Source organism: Pseudomonas sp. Z4-7, assembly GCF_051131965.1.
In the GTDB taxonomy this organism is placed as follows: Bacteria; Pseudomonadota; Gammaproteobacteria; order Pseudomonadales; family Pseudomonadaceae; genus Aquipseudomonas.
This window is the reverse complement of record NZ_CP071642.1, coordinates 3,941,714-3,959,655: the sequence shown is the minus strand read 5'-3', so window position 1 is coordinate 3,959,655 and position 17,942 is coordinate 3,941,714. Positions and strand designations below refer to the sequence as shown.

Here is a 17,942-nt window from a genome sequence, read left to right as displayed (position 1 = left end):
GTCGCTGCGCTGCGCCCGAGGTCTGAGCATCGAACAGGACCGGTCGGTACGGCGATCGCGTTTTTCCGAAAGTGTTTCAAGGAGACGAGCATGCAGATGAACCCCAACAAAGACACCCAGCTGTGCATGTCACTATCGGGGCGCCCGGGCAATTTCGGCCTGCGCTTTCATAATCACCTCTACGAACAACTGGGCCTGAACTTCTACTACAAGGCGTTCAGCAGTCGCGACCTGCCGGGTGCGGTGCGTGGCATTCGCGCCCTGGGCATCCGCGGATGCGGCGTGTCGATGCCGTTCAAGGAGGCCTGCATCGCCTTGGTCGATGAGTTGGATCCTTCCGCGGCCGCGATCCAGTCAATCAATACCATCGTCAACACTGACGGCCATTTGAAGGCCTACAACACCGACTACATTGCCATCGCCCAGTTGCTGCAGACCCATGCGGTACCCAAGGATTCGACTTTCGCCCTGCGCGGCAGCGGCGGCATGGCCAAGGCGGTCGCCAGTGCCTTGCGCGATGGCGGCTATAAAAATGGCCTGATCGTCGCCCGCAACGAAACCACCGGCCGAGCCCTGGCCGACTCGCTGGGATACGAATGGCAAGCCGAGCTGGGCGATCGCCGGCCACAAATGCTGATCAACGTGACGCCGATCGGCATGGCCGGCGGTCCTGAAGCGGACCACCTGGCGTTCGAGCCCGATGCCCTCGTCGCAGCCGAGACGGTATTCGATGTGGTGGCGATTCCGTCGGAAACGCCCTTGATCGTCCGGGCCCGGGCAGAAGGCAAGCGAGTCATCACCGGGCTGGAGGTGATCGCGATCCAGGCCTTGGAGCAGTTTGTGCTGTACACGGGCGTGCGGCCCAACCTGGAGCAATTCGACAAGGCCGTGGCTTTCGCCCGGTCCTGATTACTCCAGGCGCGCCAGACGCTCCTCCAGCGCGGCGATCCGCGCTTCGAGCTCTTCAAGGCGTTCCAGTGACACGCCGCTGCCGGCGCCACCGCGTTCTACCGGGTGCTGGCGGGCGGCGAGGATGGCCTCGATGTCCGCGGGGTCGCCCATGGCGTGCACGTAGCGGTCTTCACGCTGGCCGGCCTGGCGTGGCACCAGCAGCGCCAGGCCTCGGGCGATCAGGCGCTCAAGCTGATGCACGACCTGCTCGGTGTCTTCGAAATCATGCATGCGGCCGCTGCGGGTCAGCAGTTCATTGACGGTCTGTGGGCCGCGCAGGAACAGCAATCCCATCAGGATCACCTGGGCCGGCACCAGCTCCAGCGCCTTGTCGACCCGATGCTCCCAGCGGTCGGCGCGGCTGCCCATGACCAGCCGGGTAAAACCGCGGCCTTCCAGGGCCCGCAAGCTCTGGCCGACCTGGCCCGGACTGAGATTCGTCACCGGTTCGCGACTGGTCTTCTGGTTGCAGGCCAGCACTAGCGCGTTGAGGGTGAGAGGGTAAGTCTCGGGGTTGGTGGCCTGTTTTTCGATCAGGGCGCCAAGGATGCGGATTTCCGTGCTGTTGAGCCGTGGTTCTTCGGCCTGGCTTTGTTCTTCGATGCTCATTGCGCGTTCCCTATGCCGTGGAAGCCGCCTAGCCTAATCCTTGCGTAATAAAAGACAAGGAGCGCAACAAGGCGTGGCTATAATCGCCCACGTTTGATTCGTTTCCTTCTATCACCCGCATGAGATCGCCATGACCATTTCCTTGTACGCCGCCTCCGTCCCGGTTTTCAAACAGATGCTCAACGCCCTGAGCGATGTGCTGAACAAGGCCGAAGCCCACGCCACCGCGAAAAACATCGATCCGAACGCTTTCCTGCAAGCACGCCTGTTCCCGGACATGTTCCCGCTGGTGCGTCAGGTGCAGATCGCCGTCGACTTCGCCAAGGGCGTGTCCGCGCGCCTGGCCGAGATCGAAGTGCCGAAATACGACGACAGCGAGACCACCTTCGCCGAGCTGCAAGCGCTGATCGCCAAGGTGTTGGCCTTCATCGACGGCATCAGCCCCGAGCAGATCGATGGCAAGGAAGGCATTGAAATTGTCACCCGTCCGGGCACCCCGAAGGAAAAACGCTTCAGCGGTCAAACCTACCTGCTGACCTACGGCCTGCCGCAGTTCTTCTTCCATGTCACCACCACTTATGCACTGCTGCGTCACAACGGCGTAGAAGTAGGCAAGCGCGATTACATGGGCGCGTTCTAAACCCGCGAGCATAAAAAAGCCCGGGACGGTGTGAGCCGTTCCGGGCTTTTTTGTGGCTGCCTGTTCCGCAGCGTCTGTTCCATCGCTATCGCGAGCAAGCTCGCTCCCACAGGGTTCTTGCGACAAACATCAATTCAGTGTGGGAGCGAGCTTGCTCGCGATGAGGACAGTACATCCACCACACAATTACGCAGTACGCCGCGCCCGCTCTTCTTCACCCAGGCAAGCCGCCGCCGTGAACAGCACATCCGTGGACGAATTCAGCGCGGTTTCAGCTGAATCCTGCAGCACGCCGATGATGAACCCGACCGCGACCACTTGCATGGCGATTTCGCTGGGGATGCCAAACAGGCTGCACGCCAGGGGAATCAACAATAGCGAACCGCCGGCGACCCCGGACGCGCCGCAGGCGCAGATGGCGGCGACGACACTGAGCAGCACGGCCGTGGGCACATCCACCACGATGCCCAGGGTATGTACGGCCGCCAGCGTCAACACGGTGATCGTAATGGCGGCCCCGGCCATGTTGATGGTGGCGCCCAGCGGGATCGAGACCGAGTAGGTATCTTCGTGCAGGCCGAGGCGCTTGCTCAGCTCCAGGTTCACGGGAATGTTGGCCGCCGAGCTGCGCGTGAAGAACGCGGTGATGCCGCTTTCACGCAGGCAGGTGAACACCAGCGGGAAGGGGTTGCGACGCAGTTTCCAGAGCACGATGAGCGGGTTGACCACCAGTGCCACGAACAGCATGCAGCCGATCAGCACGGTCAACAGGTGCAGGTAACCGAGCAGCGCACCAAAGCCGGAGGTGGCCAGGGTCGAGGCTACCAGGCCGAAAATACCCAGCGGGGCGAAGCGGATGACCAGCCGAACAATCACGGTCACGCCATTGGACAAGTCTTCGAGTACGGTGCGCGTGGTTTCGCCGGCATGGCGAATGGCAATACCCATGCCGATGGCCCAGGCCAGGATGCCGATGAAATTACCGTCCATCAGCGCTCGAACGGGGTTGTCCACCACGCTGAGCAACAGGCTCTGCAGCACTTCACTGATCCCGCCGGGCGCGGTAACGGCAACGTCCTGGGCGCTCAGCACCAGGCTCGAGGGAAACAGCGTGCTGGCAATGACCGCGACCACGGCCGCAGCGAAAGTGCCCAGCAGATAAAGGAAGAGGATTGGACGGATATGAGTTTCCTGGCCGTGCTTATGGTTGGCGATCGACGCCATGACCAGCACGAACACCAGGATCGGCGCCACGGCCTTGAGCGCCGACACAAAGACCTTGCCGATGAACGCCGTGGATTTCGCCACGTCAGGGGCCAGCCACGCCAGGACAATGCCGGCGATCAGGCCGATGACAATTTGCGTCACCAGGCTGGTGCGTTTGAAGCGGTGCAGAAGGGAAGAGGACACAGCAGTCATGACGGTATCTCTGATTTTTTATGTGCAACGGTCCGTCAATCAGGGCAACAAGCGGGCAGGCCACATGATCGGGACCGAAAAGAGTGTGGAGCATTTGCAGGTCGCGGACTTTATCACAGCCCGGCGAAAAATCTGACGGACCTGTGACGATCCGTCACCTGCCTGTTTATCTGCTTTTTTCTAACGGCCCCAATCTGTTAGGCTTTGCCACTCTCACCTCATTTGTTTTCCAGCGGGCCCTTGGGCTAACGCTGGTGTCGTCGTTTTGTTGGAGTTCTGCATGCTGTTGCCCATCTTCCTGTTGTCCGCCGCCGGCTTCACGGTGCTGACCACGGAATTCATCATTGTCGGCCTGTTGCCAGCCATCGCCCGGGACCTGCAAGTCACCATCCCTCAGGCTGGGCTGCTGGTGACTTTGTTCGCATTTACTGTCGCGGCGTTCGGGCCGTTCCTGACCGCGTGGTTTGCCCGTGTCGAACGGCGTCGGCTGTTCATCAGCGTGCTGGTGATGTTCGGCCTGGCCAACACTTTGGCGGCGCTGGCGCCGAACATCTGGGTCATGGCCATTGCCCGGTTGGTCCCGGCTTTGGGTCTGCCGGTATTCTGGGCGTTGGCCAGTGAAACCGCAGTGGACATCGTCGGGCCGCAGTTTGCCGGGCGAGCCATCGCGCGGATCGGCTTCGGCATCGTCTGCGCCACGGTATTCGGCATTCCGGTCGGCACCCTGATCTCCGACGCATTCGGCTGGCGCAGCGCTTTTGCCATCCTGGCGGTCATCGCGTTTGCCAAGGCGCTGCTGCTGTTTATCTACCTGCCGAAAACCAATCTGCACCAGCATCAAGTGAGTTTTCGCTCGCAATTCAAGATTCTGCGCAGCCCCTTGATGCAGGGGCATGTGCTGCTGTCGATCCTGGTATTCAGCGGCATGTTTACCGCCTATACCTATCTGGCGGATATCCTCGAACGCCTGGCCGGGTTCGACGGTACGCTCGTGGGTTGGTGCCTGATGGGCTTCGGGGCTGTCGGCCTGCTCGGCAACTCCCTGGGTGGTCGCGCGGTAGACCGGCATCCGCTGATTGCCTCAATGGTGTTCTGCCTGTTCATGACCGGCGGCATGGTGGCGCTGGTGCCGAGCATTCATTCGACGCTGGGGTTGGCCGCCGCGATGGGTATCTGGGGCGTGACCCAGGCGGCGCTGTTCCTGGTCAGCCATGTGCGGCTGATGAAAGCGGCCCCTGAAGCGCCGGCGTTTGCTGCTTCGCTGAACATCGCCGGGGCCAACCTGGGCATTGGCCTGGGGGCGTTGGTGGGCGGTCGGGTCATCGATACCCTGGGCCTGGGCAGCGTCGGTTTTGCGGCGGCCGGATTCATCCTGGTATCGATCCTGCTGGCGCTGTTGCTGATGACGTTCAAGCCCCGCAATGCCTGCGCTGATTGCTAGGCGCTGAACAGCTCGCGGCGTGCCCCTTCGGCAATCGCGACGATGCCAGGGTGGCTGACCTTGCGTTCCACGGAAATGGCGTAGAACGACTCGCTCACTGCCTCGGTCTGGCCGATGACCTGCACCCCATATTGCCGCTTGACCTCTTCGGCAATCACGCTGGGACCGATAAAAATCCCGCTGCCTGACTGGCCGAATGCCTGCATCAACGCGCTGTCGTCGAACTCGCCGACAATCCGCGGCTGGATCTGCTGTTCGGCGAACCAGCGTTGCAGGCGGCTGCGTACGACGGTTTCCGGTCCCGGGATCAGCAGCGGGGCGTCATGCAGGCCATGGGGAAAATTCCGCCCATGACGATCGGCCAGCGCGGCGGTGGCAAAAAAGCTGATCCCGCATTCTCCAAGCTTCTGGCTGTAGCCCTTGATATCCAGGTGAGTCGGCATCGGGCTGTCGGAAATCACCAGGTCCAGGCGTTGGATTGCCAGGTCCGCCAGCAGCCGTTCGAGCTTGTCCTCGCGACAGGTGATACGCAGTGGCTCGCTCAGTTCCATGGTCGGGGCCAGCAGCCGATAGACGATGGACTTGGGCACGACATCCGCCACCCCGACCCGAAAAAGTGTCTGCTGCTCGTTGGGCTGGGCACGCAGTATCAATTCCAATTCACCGCCGAGTTGGAATATGTGTTCGGCGTAAGGCAACGTCTGGCGACCGGCTTCTGTCAGCTCCAACTGGCGCCCGACGCGCTGGAACAATTTGATGTTGTAGGTCTGTTCGAACAGGGAGATCTGCCCGCTGATGGTTTGCGGGGTCAGGTTCAATTGCTCACAGGCGCGCACGATGCTGCCGGTTTTTGCCACCACCCAGAAATAATGCAGCTGTCGATAATTGAGCATGGTTTTCGCCGATTCGTAAAAACCGAAGTATAGCCGCTGAAAATACGAATTTTCCTGAAGTATCAGCCTCTCTAGAATGCCGGGCCATCGGTGAGCCATCTTTGTGCTCCATCCATTTTTTGAAGAGGCACTGTCCATGACGTATAAATCCTTGGGTCTTGCAGCCTTCCTGTCGCTGTCATCGATAGCGCTCGTGGGTTGTGAACAAGCGGAAAAAAGCGCCCAGCAGTTGGCCCAGCAACTTAAGGAACAAGCAGTCGAAACGGCCAAGCAGGCAATCGACGATACTCACAAGGCTGCCGAACAGGCCATCAGCGAGGCTACCGGTGGGCTGATAAGCCCCAAAAAAGAGCCGGAGAAAGACGCTGAAGAATCCGAATCCTCCACCAAGACCATCTAACCCCGTCATATCGAGTCAGGACTGACCCATGGATTATCTGTTACAGCTTGCCGCCAGCCCCACCGCCTGGATTGCCTTGGCCACCCTGGTCGTCATGGAAATCGTGCTTGGCATCGACAACCTGATCTTCATTTCGATCTTGACCAACAAGCTGCCCGAACAGCATCGCGCCAAGGCGCGGCGGATCGGTATCGGCATGGCGCTGATCCTGCGCCTGGGCCTGCTGAGCACCATCGCGTTCATTGTGCAGTTGACGGAACCGGTGATCGAAATCCTTGGCCAGGCCTTTTCCTGGAAGGACATGATCCTCATCGCCGGTGGCCTGTTCCTGTTGTGGAAGGCGACCACCGAGATCCATCACAGCATGGACCCGGCGCCGAACGATCCCAAGTCGGCCACTTCTGGCGTGACCCTCGGGTTCGCTGCTGCGATCGGTCAGATCCTGATGCTCGACCTGGTGTTTTCCATCGACAGCATCATTACCGCGGTGGGTATGACCGAACACTTGCCTATCATGATCATCGCCGTGGTGGTTTCGGTGCTGGTGATGCTGCTGGCCGCCGAGCCGTTGGCGAAGTTCATCAATGACAACCCCACAGTGGTCATGTTGGCCCTGGGCTTCCTGATCATGATTGGCATGACCCTGATCGCCGAAGGTTTCGGTGCCCATGTGCCCAAGGGCTATATCTACGCGGCCATGGCCTTCTCGGCGGCGATCGAGGTGTTGAACATGTTGTCCCGACGCGCCAGGGAGAAAGCGCTCGTCGACAAAGCCTGATACCAGGCAGACAAAAGCCGCCCGGGTCCAAGGCCCGGGCGGCTTTTTCATGCGCGGCGATAATCTCAGTGTGCGGTGGCGTGGCGCCTGGCGGGTTTGGAGGGCTGTTTCGCTTGAGGGGGAGGTGCGTGGTGATGGCGCCGGGCGATCCGCAGTACGCCCCACAACATGGCCGTCGCTACGCTCAGCCAGCCAAATACCAGCATCAGAATAGTCGTCGTCAGGCTCATCTGTGCCTCCTTCAGCCCGGACTCGGGCAATGCACTCATTACAATGGACAGTCTAGCCGCTCGAGTGTTACGGGCCGTCGATCGCCGGCAGTGGCGACGGATCGGTTCGTTCTATCGCGGTTGTGAAACTCTTGCTTGTGGCTATACCCAGGCGGGCGCGCACTTTATGATCGTCGGCCCAAGCCCGGCCCGGATGCCGGGTCTGCCTGAACAAGAGAGTCATTAATGGTGTCGGTAATTTCATCTTTTCGATCACTGGTAGTGGCGCTGACCTGTGCCGCTGTCCTGGTTGGGTGCGCGGGGGGCGTATCGCCGCAGATAAAGCGTCTGCCCGAGCGGGTCGAACTCAACAGCGTGCCGTTCTTTCGCGGCGAGATGTATCAGGGCGCGCCGCAATCATTGGCCGCCCTGTTGACCTTGCAAGGAACGGTCATCACGCCCGGGTTGCTGGAGAAACCGTTACACCTGCCCGGTGGCGAGGCGCGTTTGCAGCAGAGTCTGCAAATCCTGGCACGTGAATACGGACTGGTCGTCTATCCCCTCGACCAGGAGCTCGCGGCGTTGCTCGAACAGGTGGCGGCGGGTTATCCCGTGCTGTTGCGCTACACCGAGGGTTCGGCGTTCTGGTCCGGGCCACGCTACGCGATCCTGGCTGGCTACAACCGACAAAAACGTACCGTGCTGCTGCGGTCGGGGATGAATCGGCGGTCGTTGATGAGTTTCGATGCATTCGAATCGGCGTTCAAGGGCGCGGGCGGTTGGGCGGTGTTGATACAGCAGCCCACGCAACTTCCGGCCAACGTTGACTCCCAGCGCTGGTTGAAGGCGGCCGACGAGTTAGCCGGGGCAGGGCAGGAGCAGGCCGCCGCGCGGGCCACCAAGGCGTTGGGCTCCGCACGCTGAGTCGCGTCCCCGTTCGTCAGCTTTCGGGCACGACCTCGCATGCCTCGGGTTCTTATCGTCAAGGCCTGGAATCTCCGGGCCATGATTCAAGGAGGCAACCATGGCACAGTCGAAAACACCTTCAGGGCCGCATTCTTCCGAGCATTCATCCGGTGATGATGACTTGGGGTTCGATCCGGACTCGCCGGATCTCGACGATCCGCAAGTGGACCCGGTAGGGCCGGCCAAGGCGCCCCGGGACGAGGAGGATGAGGAGCCACCTTCTTCGAGAGCCTATGACCCACTGGGTAACCTCAAGCCCTGACAAAAATAGCCCCGACGAGTCGGGGCTATCTGTTTGCGCCTAGCCGAATTATTTTGACGCTTCTACCACGCCACTCTGGCGGCTCTTGAGGTTCTTGGCGGCCTTGTATTGCAAGGCCACGGCCGGGACACTGGCGCTTTTGCCTGTCTCGACCCAGCTGCGAATACGGCTGGCATCGGCAAAATGAGTGTATTTGCCGAACGCGTCGAGAATCACCAGCGCCATCGGACGATTACCCATTTTTGTCACCAGCACCAGGCAATGACCGGCCTGGTTGGTGAAGCCGGTCTTGGTCAACTGAATGTCCCAGTTGGCCTTGTGGACCAGATGATCGGTGTTGCGAAAGCCCAGGCTGTAGGCCGGCTTGCGGAACGTCACGGTCTTTTCCTTGGTGGTACTCAATTCGCTCAGCAATGGATACTTGCGAGCGGCGATCAACAGCTTGGTCAGGTCCCTGGCGGTCGAGACGTTGTGAATGGACAGGCCGGTGGGCTCGACATAGTGGGTGCTGGACATGCCCAGCGCCTTGGCCTTGGCGTTCATCGCCGCAATGAACGCCGCGTAGCCGCCCGGATAATGATGGGCGAGGCTGGCGGCGGCGCGGTTCTCCGACGACATCAGGGCGATCAGCAGCGTGTCCCGGCGTGACAGTTCGCTGTTGAGCTTGACCCGGGAAAACACACCTTTCATTTCCGGCGTGTTGGCGATGGTCATGGAAATGTATTCGTCCAGGTTCTGCCTGGCGTCCAGGACGATCAGGCCGGTCATCAACTTGGTCACCGATGCGATCGGCACCACGACGTCCGGATTGCTCGAATAGACCACCTTGTCCGTCTGCAGGTCCAGCAGGATCGCACTGCCGGAGGCGACCTGCAGTTTTGAAGTGTCTCGTGGCGGGGCAATGGTTTCCTGCGCGCTGATGTTCTGCGTGATGAAGGTGCCCGTGAGAAGGAAAAACAGGCTGAGGATCGAAAGACGGATTTTCACGCGAGTAGACTCGATGGAGTTGAAGGTGCTGTCGAGCAGCGGCTTGTTGAAAAAGCGCCGCATTTTAGGAGTATGGGCGACGGCAGCGCTATATGCCTGTGCCGTCGGGGCGCATCAATAAATAAAGTTTAATGAAGGCGATTCTGGCGAATCGAATCTGAAAAATTTGTAAATTGGCAGAGTCGGGGGGCGCTCTGCACGGGCCAACGTCCGCCGATCAAGGATCAGATGACAAAATACTGTGGGAGCGAGCCTGCTCGCGATAGCGGTGTCTCTGCCAGCATTGATATTGGCTGATCCCAAGCTATCGCGAGCAGGCTCGCTCCCACAGGGTTTGTGGCTGAGTTGAAACGGCTAATCAGCTATGCAGCGTCTCGGCCGCATAAAGGGTGTTCTCCAGCAGGCAGGCCCGGGTCATCGGTCCTACGCCGCCGGGTACCGGCGTGATCCAGCCGGCGCGGGGCAGGGCGGTCTCATAGACCACATCGCCCACCAGCTTGCCGTCGTCCTGGCGGTTGATGCCGACGTCGATGACGATGGCGCCTTCCTTGATCCATTCGCCTTTGACCAGGCCCGGCTTGCCAGCGGCCACCACCACCAGGTCAGCCCGGCCGACGTGGCCCGCCAGGTCCTTGGTGAAGCGATGGGTCACGGTGACGGTACAGCCAGCGAGCAGCAATTCCATGGCCATCGGCCGGCCAACGATGTTGGAGGCGCCCACGACCACGGCGTCGAGCCCGTAAAGATCCACGCCAGTGCTTTCCAGCAAGGTCATGATGCCCTTGGGCGTGCACGGGCGCAGCAATGGGATGCGTTGGGCGAGGCGACCGACGTTATAAGGATGGAAACCGTCGACGTCCTTGTCCGGGCGGATACGCTCCAGCAGTTTAGAGGCGTCAAGGTGTTCGGGCAGCGGTAGCTGGAGCAGCACGCCATCGATGTTCGGATCGTCATTGAGGCGGTCGATCAGATCGGCCAGCGCTTGCTGAGTGGTTTCGGAAGGCAGGTCGTAGGCTTGGGAAAGGAAGCCGACCTCTTCACAGTCTTTACGCTTGTGCGAGACATAAACCTGAGAGGCAGGATCGCTGCCGACCAGGATCACCGCAAGGCCGGGCGTGCGCAGGCCTTGCTGGCGGCGCTCGGTGACTCGTTGGGCGATCTGCTGGCGCAGGCTGGCGGCGATCGATTTGCCGTCGATAAGTTGTGCAGTCATTGCGCGTGGTTAACCATCGAGAGGGGAAAAAAAGAGAACGCATTCTCGCATGCCGAGGCGTGAGGGCAAAGGCGCTTGGTCTGCAAATTCCCCTAAGCCCTTTAATTAAATGAATTTTTTTTAAAAAAGAGTTGACGACCTATCGGGCCGTCTATAACATTCGTCGCACTTGTCGGGCACAGCCTAGCACTGGTTAAGAAGGTTGAGCGGAGTTGGTAGTTTAAACTCGGCAAAACTGAAAGCACTTAGTTTGTAATCGTCCAAGAATACAGATTAAAAAGGCGCCCGTAGCTCAGCTGGATAGAGCATCCGCCTTCTAAGCGGATGGTCGCAGGTTCGAGTCCTGCCGGGTGCGCCAATTAGGCAGCTTTGGCACAAGTAACGCTACAAGGCAATATGGTGGGCGTAGCTCAGTTGGTAGAGCACGGGATTGTGACTCCCGTTGTCGTGGGTTCGATCCCCATCGTCCACCCCATATTCTAGAAAGGCGCCAGATCTAACAATCTGGCGCCTTTGCTTTAAAAGCTTGATACGCGGATGTGGTGGAATTGGTAGACACACTGGATTTAGGTTCCAGCGCCGCAAGGTGTGAGAGTTCGAGTCTCTCCGTCCGCACCATACAAGTCGCTATTTAATTAGCAGAGAACGGCGCAGAACCTGAGAAGGGGCTGCGCCGTTTTTGTTTTCACCGGTTACGTGTCGGCGTCGGTCCTTGGGGCGGGCGCGCGGCGGGAGTGTTCGCGATTGTGTTTCGCGATGATACTCGGCATGCCCGTCGGTCTTTTTATAAAAGGCTGCATGCCAAGCGCGCGGTTGCGGTGCTTCTATATAGGAAGGTGCTGCGCAGAGCCTTGGCGGTGATCAACTGTATTAGCAAACCGGGCGGGGCATGAACCATGGCCCTGCTTATAAATTCGGCGTCTGTTTCCTGCGTGTTTTCAGTAGGGTGACTTCTTGAGTTTGACCTACTAGAATGCATGCCCTTGATTCTGGGGTCGGAAACGCCCGGCCAACGTCTGTGCAACGAGGAATATCCATGCAAGTTTCTGTTGAAAATACTTCTGCTCTTGAGCGCCGCATGAGCATCACCGTGCCAGCTGAGCGTATCGAGACTCAGGTCAACAAGCGTCTGCAGCAGACTGCCCAAAAGGCCAAAATCCCAGGTTTCCGCCCAGGCAAAGTGCCAATGAGCGTGATCCGTCAGCGTTACGAAGCTGATGCGCGCCAGGAAGCCGTGGGCGACGTGATCCAGTCTTCGTTCTACGAAGCGGTGGTCGAGCAGAAGCTGAACCCGGCTGGCGCTCCCTCCGTCGAGCCTAAAGTGCTGGAAAAAGGCAAGGACCTCGAGTTCGTTGCCACGTTCGAAGTGTTCCCCGAGTTCACCGTCGCCGGTTTCGAGTCCATTGCCGTCGAGCGCCTGAGCGCTGACGTTTCGGATGCCGACCTGGACAAGATGCTCGACATCCTGCGCAAGCAGAACACCCGTTTCGAAGCCACTGATCGTGCCGCCCAGAACGAAGACCAGCTGAACATCGATTTCGTCGGCAAGGTCGACGGTGAAGTGTTTGCTGGCGGTTCCGCCAAGGCTACCCAGCTGGTGCTGGGTTCCGGTCGCATGATCCCGGGCTTCGAAGACGGCCTGGTTGGCGCCAAGGCTGGCGAAGAGCGCGTTCTGAACGTGACCTTCCCAGAGGATTATCAGAACCTGGACCTGGCCGGCAAAGCCGCCGAGTTCACCGTGACCGTCAACAGCGTTTCCGAGCCTAAGCTGCCTGAGCTGAACGAAGAGTTCTTCGCCCAGTTCGGTATCAAGGAAACCGGTCTGGAAGGTTTCCGCGCCGAAGTTCGCAAGAACATGGAGCGCGAGCTGCGTCAGGCCATCAAGTCCAAGGTCAAGAACCAGGTCATGGACGGTCTGCTGGCCTCCAACCCGATCGAAGTGCCGAAGGCTCTGCTGGACAACGAAGTAAACCGTCTGCGCGTGCAGGCCGTTCAGCAGTTTGGTGGCAACATCAAGCCGGACCAACTGCCGGCCGAACTCTTCGAAGAGCAAGCCAAGCGCCGCGTCGTACTGGGCCTGATCGTCGCTGAAGTCGTCAAGCAGTTCGAACTCAAGCCTGACGAAGCCCGCGTTCGCGAGCTGATCCAGGAAATGGCCTCGGCTTACCAAGAGCCTGAGCAGGTAGTGTCCTGGTACTACAAGAACGAGCAGCAGCTGAACGAAGTCCGTTCGGTTGTGCTGGAAGAGCAAGTTGTGGATACTGTTCTGCAGAAAGCTAGCGTGACCGACAAAGCGGTCTCTTACGAAGAAGCGGTCAAGCCGGTGGAAGCTCCACAAGCCGATTGATGGTTCTGCGGTAAGAAATACACACCATAAGCCAGCCTTCGCGCTGGCTTATGCGTATTCAAGACATAACTATTTGGGAGTGACTGCGAGACATGTCCCGCAATTCTTTTTATCAGCAGAGCTCTGACATCCAGGCCGCAGGCGGCCTGGTCCCTATGGTTATCGAGCAGTCCGCCCGTGGCGAACGTGCCTATGACATCTATTCGCGTCTGCTCAAGGAGCGAGTGATCTTTTTGGTAGGTCCGGTAGAGGACTACATGGCCAACCTGATCTGTGCACAACTGCTGTTCCTTGAAGCCGAAAACCCGGACAAGGACATCCATCTCTATATCAACTCCCCGGGCGGTTCGGTGACGGCGGGAATGTCGATCTACGACACCATGCAGTTCATCAAGCCTAACGTTTCGACGACCTGCATCGGTCAGGCGTGCAGCATGGGTGCGTTTTTGCTGACCGCCGGTGCCCAAGGCAAGCGTTACTGCCTGCCGAATTCCCGCGTGATGATTCACCAGCCGCTGGGCGGTTTCCAAGGCCAGGCATCTGATATCGAAATCCATGCCAAGGAAATCCTCTTCATCCGCGAGCGCCTCAACACGTTGATGGCCAAGCACAGCGGGCGCACGCTTGAAGAAATCGAGCGCGATACCAATCGCGACAATTTCATGAGCGCTGAAGCCGCACGTGAATATGGTCTGATCGATGAAGTGATCAGCCAGCGCCCCGCTTAAAATAAGCAGCTCAAAATAAGGTTGATCGGCAGGTCCGATCATCTGCGGGCTTGAAAAAGCCCGCAATTGCCTTCATCTTGTGTTGCAAGCCTATCGGATTTGGATCGATCGAATGACTGACACCCGCAACGGCGAGGACAACGGCAAACTGCTCTATTGCTCCTTCTGTGGCAAAAGCCAGCATGAAGTACGCAAATTGATTGCCGGCCCCTCGGTCTTCATTTGCGACGAGTGCGTCGACCTGTGCAATGACATCATCCGCGAGGAGGTGCAGGAAGCCCAGGCCGAAAGCAGCGCGCATAAGTTGCCTTCGCCCAAAGAAATCAGCGGCATCCTTGACCAGTATGTAATCGGTCAGGAGCGCGCGAAAAAGGTACTGGCCGTAGCGGTGTACAACCACTACAAGCGTCTGAACCAGCGTGACAAGAAGAATGACGAAGTCGAACTCGGCAAGAGCAACATCCTGCTGATCGGCCCGACAGGCTCGGGTAAGACCCTGCTTGCCGAAACCCTGGCCCGTTTGCTGAACGTTCCGTTCACCATCGCCGACGCAACCACCCTCACCGAGGCGGGTTATGTGGGTGAGGACGTCGAGAACATCATTCAGAAACTGCTGCAGAAGTGCGACTACGACGTGGAAAAGGCCCAGATGGGCATTGTCTACATCGATGAAATCGACAAGATTTCCCGCAAGTCCGACAACCCGTCCATCACCCGGGATGTTTCCGGCGAGGGCGTGCAGCAGGCGTTGCTCAAGTTGATCGAAGGCACGGTCGCTTCCGTTCCGCCCCAAGGCGGTCGCAAGCACCCGCAGCAGGAATTCCTGCAGGTCGACACGCGTAACATCCTGTTCATCTGCGGTGGTGCGTTCTCCGGCCTGGAAAAGGTCATCCAGAACCGTTCCACCCGTGGCGGCATCGGCTTCAACGCCGAGGTTCGCAGCAAGGAAGAAGGCAAGAAGGTCGGTGAATCCCTGCGTGAAGTCGAGCCTGACGATCTGGTCAAGTTCGGCTTGATTCCGGAATTCGTCGGTCGTCTGCCGGTCCTGGCGACACTGGACGAGCTGGATGAAGCTGCGTTGATGCAGATTCTGACCGAGCCGAAAAACGCCCTGACCAAGCAATATGCCAAGCTGTTCGAAATGGAAGGCGTAGACCTCGAATTCCGTTCCGACGCGCTGAAATCCGTCGCCAAGCGTGCCCTGGAGCGTAAAACCGGTGCCCGTGGGTTGCGTTCGATTCTCGAAGGCGTATTGCTCGATACGATGTACGAAATCCCCTCGCAGTCCGAGGTGAGTAAAGTCGTCATCGACGAAAGCGTCATAGAAGGCAAGTCCAAGCCACTGTATATCTACGAAAACAGTGAGCCGGCTGCCAAGGCTGCGCCGGACGCATAAGTGTCCCGCTGTCGGAATAAAGGAGGGGCCTTCGGGCCCCTTTGCTATTAGCGCGTTTTAGACGTGTCTTAGCGCTTGTTTTTTTTGAAGGCTGCCCCCATCTTGGTTTCAAGCTTACTTCCATCTGTTCACGGCCTTACGGCCGCCGTAGAGGCGAAATCATGAAGACAACCATCGAATTGCCTCTCCTGCCATTGCGCGATGTCGTGGTATATCCGCACATGGTTATCCCGCTGTTCGTGGGGCGCGAGAAGTCCATCGAAGCCCTCGAGGCCGCGATGACGGGTGATAAGCAGATTCTTCTGATCGCTCAGAGAAACCCTGCCGACGATGATCCCGGTGAAGACGCACTTTATCGCGTAGGTACGATTGCAACGGTCCTGCAACTGCTCAAGCTTCCTGATGGCACCGTCAAGGTCCTGGTCGAGGGCGAGCAGCGCGGGGCGGTCGAGCGTTTCAGCGAAGTAGACGGGCATTGCCGTGCCGAGGTGTCGCTGATCGACGAAGTCGAGGCGCCGGAGCGTGAGTCGGAGGTTTTTGTCCGCAGCCTGCTGTCGCAGTTCGAACAGTATGTGCAGTTGGGCAAGAAGGTGCCTGCCGAGGTCCTGTCGTCGCTCAACAGCATCGACGAACCAGGACGCCTGGTCGATACGATGGCGGCCCACATGGCCCTCAAGATCGAGCAGAAGCAGGAAATCCTCGAGATTATCGAGTTGTCGGCGCGTGTCGAGCACGTACTGGCATTGCTCGATGGCGAAATCGACCTGCTGCAGGTTGAAAAACGCATTCGTGGTCGCGTCAAGAAACAGATGGAGCGCAGTCAGCGTGAGTACTATCTGAATGAGCAGATGAAGGCCATTCAGAAAGAACTCGGCGATGGCGACGAAGGTCACAACGAAATCGAAGAGCTGAAAAAGCGCATCGATGCCGCTGGCCTGCCAAAGGATGCGCTCGCCAAGGCCCAGGCCGAGCTGAACAAGCTCAAGCAGATGTCGCCGATGTCTGCCGAAGCCACCGTGGTGCGTTCCTACATCGACTGGCTGGTCCAGGTGCCGTGGAAAGCCCAGAGCAAAGTCCGCCTGGACCTGGCGCGTGCCGAGGACATCCTCGATGCGGACCATTACGGCCTGGAAGAGGTCAAGGAACGCATCCTTGAATACCTCGCCGTGCAGAAACGCGTGAAGAAGATTCGTGGCCCGGTACTGTGCCTGGTCGGTCCTCCGGGTGTCGGTAAGACTTCCCTGGCGGAATCGATCGCCCACGCCACCAACCGCAAATTTGTGCGAATGGCGCTTGGCGGCGTGCGTGACGAGGCGGAAATTCGTGGTCATCGCCGCACGTACATCGGTTCCATGCCAGGAAGATTGATTCAAAAGATGACGAAGGTGGGTGTGCGCAACCCGCTGTTCCTTTTGGATGAAATTGACAAGATGGGCAGCGATATGCGCGGTGATCCTGCGTCCGCGTTGCTTGAGGTGCTCGATCCCGAGCAGAATCACAATTTCAACGATCACTATCTGGAAGTCGACTACGACCTCTCCGACGTGATGTTCCTGTGCACCTCCAACTCAATGAATATCCCGCCAGCGTTGCTGGACCGGATGGAGGTGATTCGTCTGCCGGGCTACACCGAAGACGAGAAGATCAACATCGCCGTCAAGTACCTTTCGCCCAAGCAGATCCAGGCCAACGGCCTGAAAAAGGGTGAGCTGGAATTTGACGAGGAGGCGATTCGCGACATTATTCGTTACTACACCCGGGAAGCCGGTGTGCGTGGTCTCGAGCGGCAGATTGCCAAGGTCTGCCGCAAGGCGGTCAAGGAGCACGCGTTGGAAAAACGCTTCGCGGTCAAGGTCACATCCGACCTGCTGGAGCACTTCCTCGGTGTGCGCAAGTTCCGCTACGGGCTCGCCGAGCAACAGGACCAGATCGGTCAGGTGACCGGCCTCGCGTGGACGCAGGTCGGCGGCGAGTTGCTGACCATTGAGGCCGCCGTGGTTCCGGGCAAGGGCCAATTGATAAAAACCGGTTCCCTTGGCGATGTCATGGTGGAGTCGATCACCGCGGCGCTGACGGTGGTGCGCAGCCGTGCGCGCAGCCTGGGTATTCCCTTGGATTTCCATGAGAAGCGGGACACGCATATCCACATGCCGGAGGGGGCTACACCCAAGGATGGACCGAGCGCCGGCGTGGGCATGTGCACCGCCCTGGTTTCTGCATTGACTGGCATTCCGGTGCGTGCGGATGTCGCCATGACCGGTGAAATCACCCTGCGTGGCCAGGTCCTGGCGATTGGCGGCCTGAAAGAAAAACTTCTGGCAGCTCACCGTGGCGGGATCAAGATTGTGATCATTCCGGAAGAGAATGTCCGTGATCTCAAGGAAATTCCCGACAACATCAAGCAGGATCTTCAGATCAAACCGGTTAAATGGATTGACGAAGTCCTGCAAATTGCGCTGCAATACGCGCCGGAGCCCTTGCCGGATGTGGCTCCGGAGATTGTCGCAAAGGAAGAAAAGCGAGAGTCTGACTCTAAGGAAAGAATTAGCACGCATTAATACGCATTTGCCTGGGGGGCTTCCTTGACAGTTTTTTAGAGCCCTTGTTATAAAGCGGCTCTTAAGTGTCTGCAGGCCATTCAGCACTCGTTTTTGCTTTCACCAAAAAAACTTAGAATCATCTCAAATAGATATAAGGGGACTT

General features: G+C 58.8%; 18 protein-coding genes and 3 tRNA genes. 15 read left to right on the top strand and 6 right to left on the bottom strand.

Annotation, left to right across the window (positions count from 1 at the left end; genetic code table 11):
• Nucleotides 1-90 precede the first annotated feature (90 nt).
• Nucleotides 91-909, top strand: a complete 819-nt coding sequence (locus J3P91_RS17790) for a shikimate 5-dehydrogenase (protein ID WP_434573170.1) — start codon at nucleotides 91-93, stop codon at nucleotides 907-909.
• Here the strand turns inward: J3P91_RS17790 and J3P91_RS17785 are convergent, their stop codons facing one another.
• Entirely contained in the window at nucleotides 910-1,560 is a 651-nt protein-coding gene (locus tag J3P91_RS17785; RefSeq protein ID WP_434573171.1) for a YceH family protein, read from the bottom strand.
• Between the two features lie 130 nt (nucleotides 1,561-1,690).
• Between J3P91_RS17785 and J3P91_RS17780 the strand changes: the two genes are divergently transcribed.
• The gene (locus J3P91_RS17780; protein WP_434573173.1) at nucleotides 1,691-2,200 is read left to right on the top strand and encodes a DUF1993 domain-containing protein; all 510 of its coding nucleotides are present in this window, start codon (nucleotides 1,691-1,693) and stop codon (nucleotides 2,198-2,200) included.
• A 186-nt stretch (nucleotides 2,201-2,386) separates the two neighbouring features.
• Here the strand turns inward: J3P91_RS17780 and sstT are convergent, their stop codons facing one another.
• Nucleotides 2,387-3,619, bottom strand: coding sequence for a serine/threonine transporter SstT (gene sstT, locus J3P91_RS17775; RefSeq protein WP_434601272.1), 1,233 nt, complete (start codon nucleotides 3,617-3,619; stop codon nucleotides 2,387-2,389).
• On the opposite strand from sstT, the gene J3P91_RS17770 reads away from it, so the two are divergent.
• The gene (locus tag J3P91_RS17770) at nucleotides 3,618-3,755 is read left to right on the top strand and encodes a hypothetical protein (protein ID WP_434601271.1); all 138 of its coding nucleotides are present in this window, start codon (nucleotides 3,618-3,620) and stop codon (nucleotides 3,753-3,755) included. The two genes, sstT and J3P91_RS17770, sit on opposite strands and share 2 nt — an antisense overlap.
• A 144-nt stretch (nucleotides 3,756-3,899) precedes the next feature.
• Nucleotides 3,900-5,060 (top strand): MFS transporter, encoded by a 1,161-nt coding sequence (locus J3P91_RS17765; RefSeq protein ID WP_434601270.1) that lies wholly within the window; start codon nucleotides 3,900-3,902, stop codon nucleotides 5,058-5,060.
• Here the strand turns inward: J3P91_RS17765 and nhaR are convergent.
• Nucleotides 5,057-5,953 carry a transcriptional activator NhaR gene (nhaR, locus tag J3P91_RS17760; protein ID WP_434601269.1) on the bottom strand — a complete coding sequence of 299 codons (897 nt, stop codon included), beginning with the start codon at nucleotides 5,951-5,953 and terminating at the stop codon, nucleotides 5,057-5,059. The genes J3P91_RS17765 and nhaR overlap by 4 nt on opposite strands.
• Nucleotides 5,954-6,089: 136 nt before the next feature.
• Here nhaR and J3P91_RS17755 point away from each other — a divergent pair, with 136 nt between their 5' ends.
• Nucleotides 6,090-6,353 (top strand): hypothetical protein, encoded by a 264-nt coding sequence (locus J3P91_RS17755; RefSeq protein ID WP_305500071.1) that lies wholly within the window; start codon nucleotides 6,090-6,092, stop codon nucleotides 6,351-6,353.
• A 28-nt stretch (nucleotides 6,354-6,381) separates the two neighbouring features.
• Nucleotides 6,382-7,131, top strand: coding sequence for a TerC family protein (locus tag J3P91_RS17750; protein ID WP_434573180.1), 750 nt, complete (start codon nucleotides 6,382-6,384; stop codon nucleotides 7,129-7,131).
• A 65-nt stretch (nucleotides 7,132-7,196) separates the two neighbouring features.
• On the opposite strand, the gene J3P91_RS17745 is transcribed toward J3P91_RS17750, so the two are convergent.
• Entirely contained in the window at nucleotides 7,197-7,361 is a 165-nt protein-coding gene (locus J3P91_RS17745) for a hypothetical protein (protein WP_434601268.1), read from the bottom strand.
• 225 nt (nucleotides 7,362-7,586) lie between these two features.
• Between J3P91_RS17745 and J3P91_RS17740 the strand changes: the two genes are divergently transcribed.
• A complete protein-coding gene (locus tag J3P91_RS17740) occupies nucleotides 7,587-8,264 on the top strand; it encodes a peptidase C39 family protein (RefSeq protein WP_434601267.1) in 678 nt (225 codons plus the stop codon).
• A gap of 100 nt (nucleotides 8,265-8,364) precedes the next feature.
• On the top strand, nucleotides 8,365-8,568 hold the full coding sequence (locus J3P91_RS17735) for a DUF6021 family protein (protein ID WP_305500075.1): 204 nt from the start codon (nucleotides 8,365-8,367) through the stop codon (nucleotides 8,566-8,568).
• A gap of 48 nt (nucleotides 8,569-8,616) precedes the next feature.
• Here J3P91_RS17735 and pbpG read toward each other — a convergent pair whose 3' ends face one another.
• Together pbpG and folD are read right to left on the bottom strand one after the other, a co-directional pair.
• A complete protein-coding gene (pbpG, locus tag J3P91_RS17730; RefSeq protein WP_434601266.1) occupies nucleotides 8,617-9,555 on the bottom strand; it encodes a D-alanyl-D-alanine endopeptidase in 939 nt (312 codons plus the stop codon).
• Between the two features lie 358 nt (nucleotides 9,556-9,913).
• Nucleotides 9,914-10,768 carry a bifunctional methylenetetrahydrofolate dehydrogenase/methenyltetrahydrofolate cyclohydrolase FolD gene (gene folD, locus J3P91_RS17725; protein ID WP_039589132.1) on the bottom strand — a complete coding sequence of 285 codons (855 nt, stop codon included), beginning with the start codon at nucleotides 10,766-10,768 and terminating at the stop codon, nucleotides 9,914-9,916.
• 281 nt (nucleotides 10,769-11,049) lie between these two features.
• On the opposite strand from folD, the gene J3P91_RS17720 reads away from it, so the two are divergent.
• The 7 genes from J3P91_RS17720 (at nucleotide 11,050) to lon (ending at nucleotide 17,797) form a co-directional block, all read left to right on the top strand.
• Nucleotides 11,050-11,126 (top strand) — tRNA-Arg (locus tag J3P91_RS17720).
• Nucleotides 11,127-11,167: 41 nt separating this feature from the next.
• Nucleotides 11,168-11,243, top strand: a tRNA-His gene (locus J3P91_RS17715).
• A gap of 58 nt (nucleotides 11,244-11,301) precedes the next feature.
• Nucleotides 11,302-11,386: transfer RNA gene (locus J3P91_RS17710), tRNA-Leu, on the top strand.
• Nucleotides 11,387-11,804: 418 nt separating this feature from the next.
• Nucleotides 11,805-13,115: a trigger factor gene (gene tig, locus J3P91_RS17705; RefSeq protein ID WP_420764630.1), complete on the top strand. Its 1,311-nt coding sequence runs from the start codon at nucleotides 11,805-11,807 to the stop codon at nucleotides 13,113-13,115.
• Between the two features lie 92 nt (nucleotides 13,116-13,207).
• Entirely contained in the window at nucleotides 13,208-13,843 is a 636-nt protein-coding gene (clpP, locus tag J3P91_RS17700; RefSeq protein ID WP_030140021.1) for an ATP-dependent Clp endopeptidase proteolytic subunit ClpP, read from the top strand.
• Between the two features lie 112 nt (nucleotides 13,844-13,955).
• The gene (clpX, locus tag J3P91_RS17695) at nucleotides 13,956-15,239 is read left to right on the top strand and encodes an ATP-dependent Clp protease ATP-binding subunit ClpX (RefSeq protein ID WP_024778305.1); all 1,284 of its coding nucleotides are present in this window, start codon (nucleotides 13,956-13,958) and stop codon (nucleotides 15,237-15,239) included.
• A 161-nt stretch (nucleotides 15,240-15,400) separates the two neighbouring features.
• Entirely contained in the window at nucleotides 15,401-17,797 is a 2,397-nt protein-coding gene (lon, locus tag J3P91_RS17690) for an endopeptidase La (protein ID WP_305500081.1), read from the top strand.
• The last annotated feature ends 145 nt before the right edge of the window (nucleotides 17,798-17,942 follow it).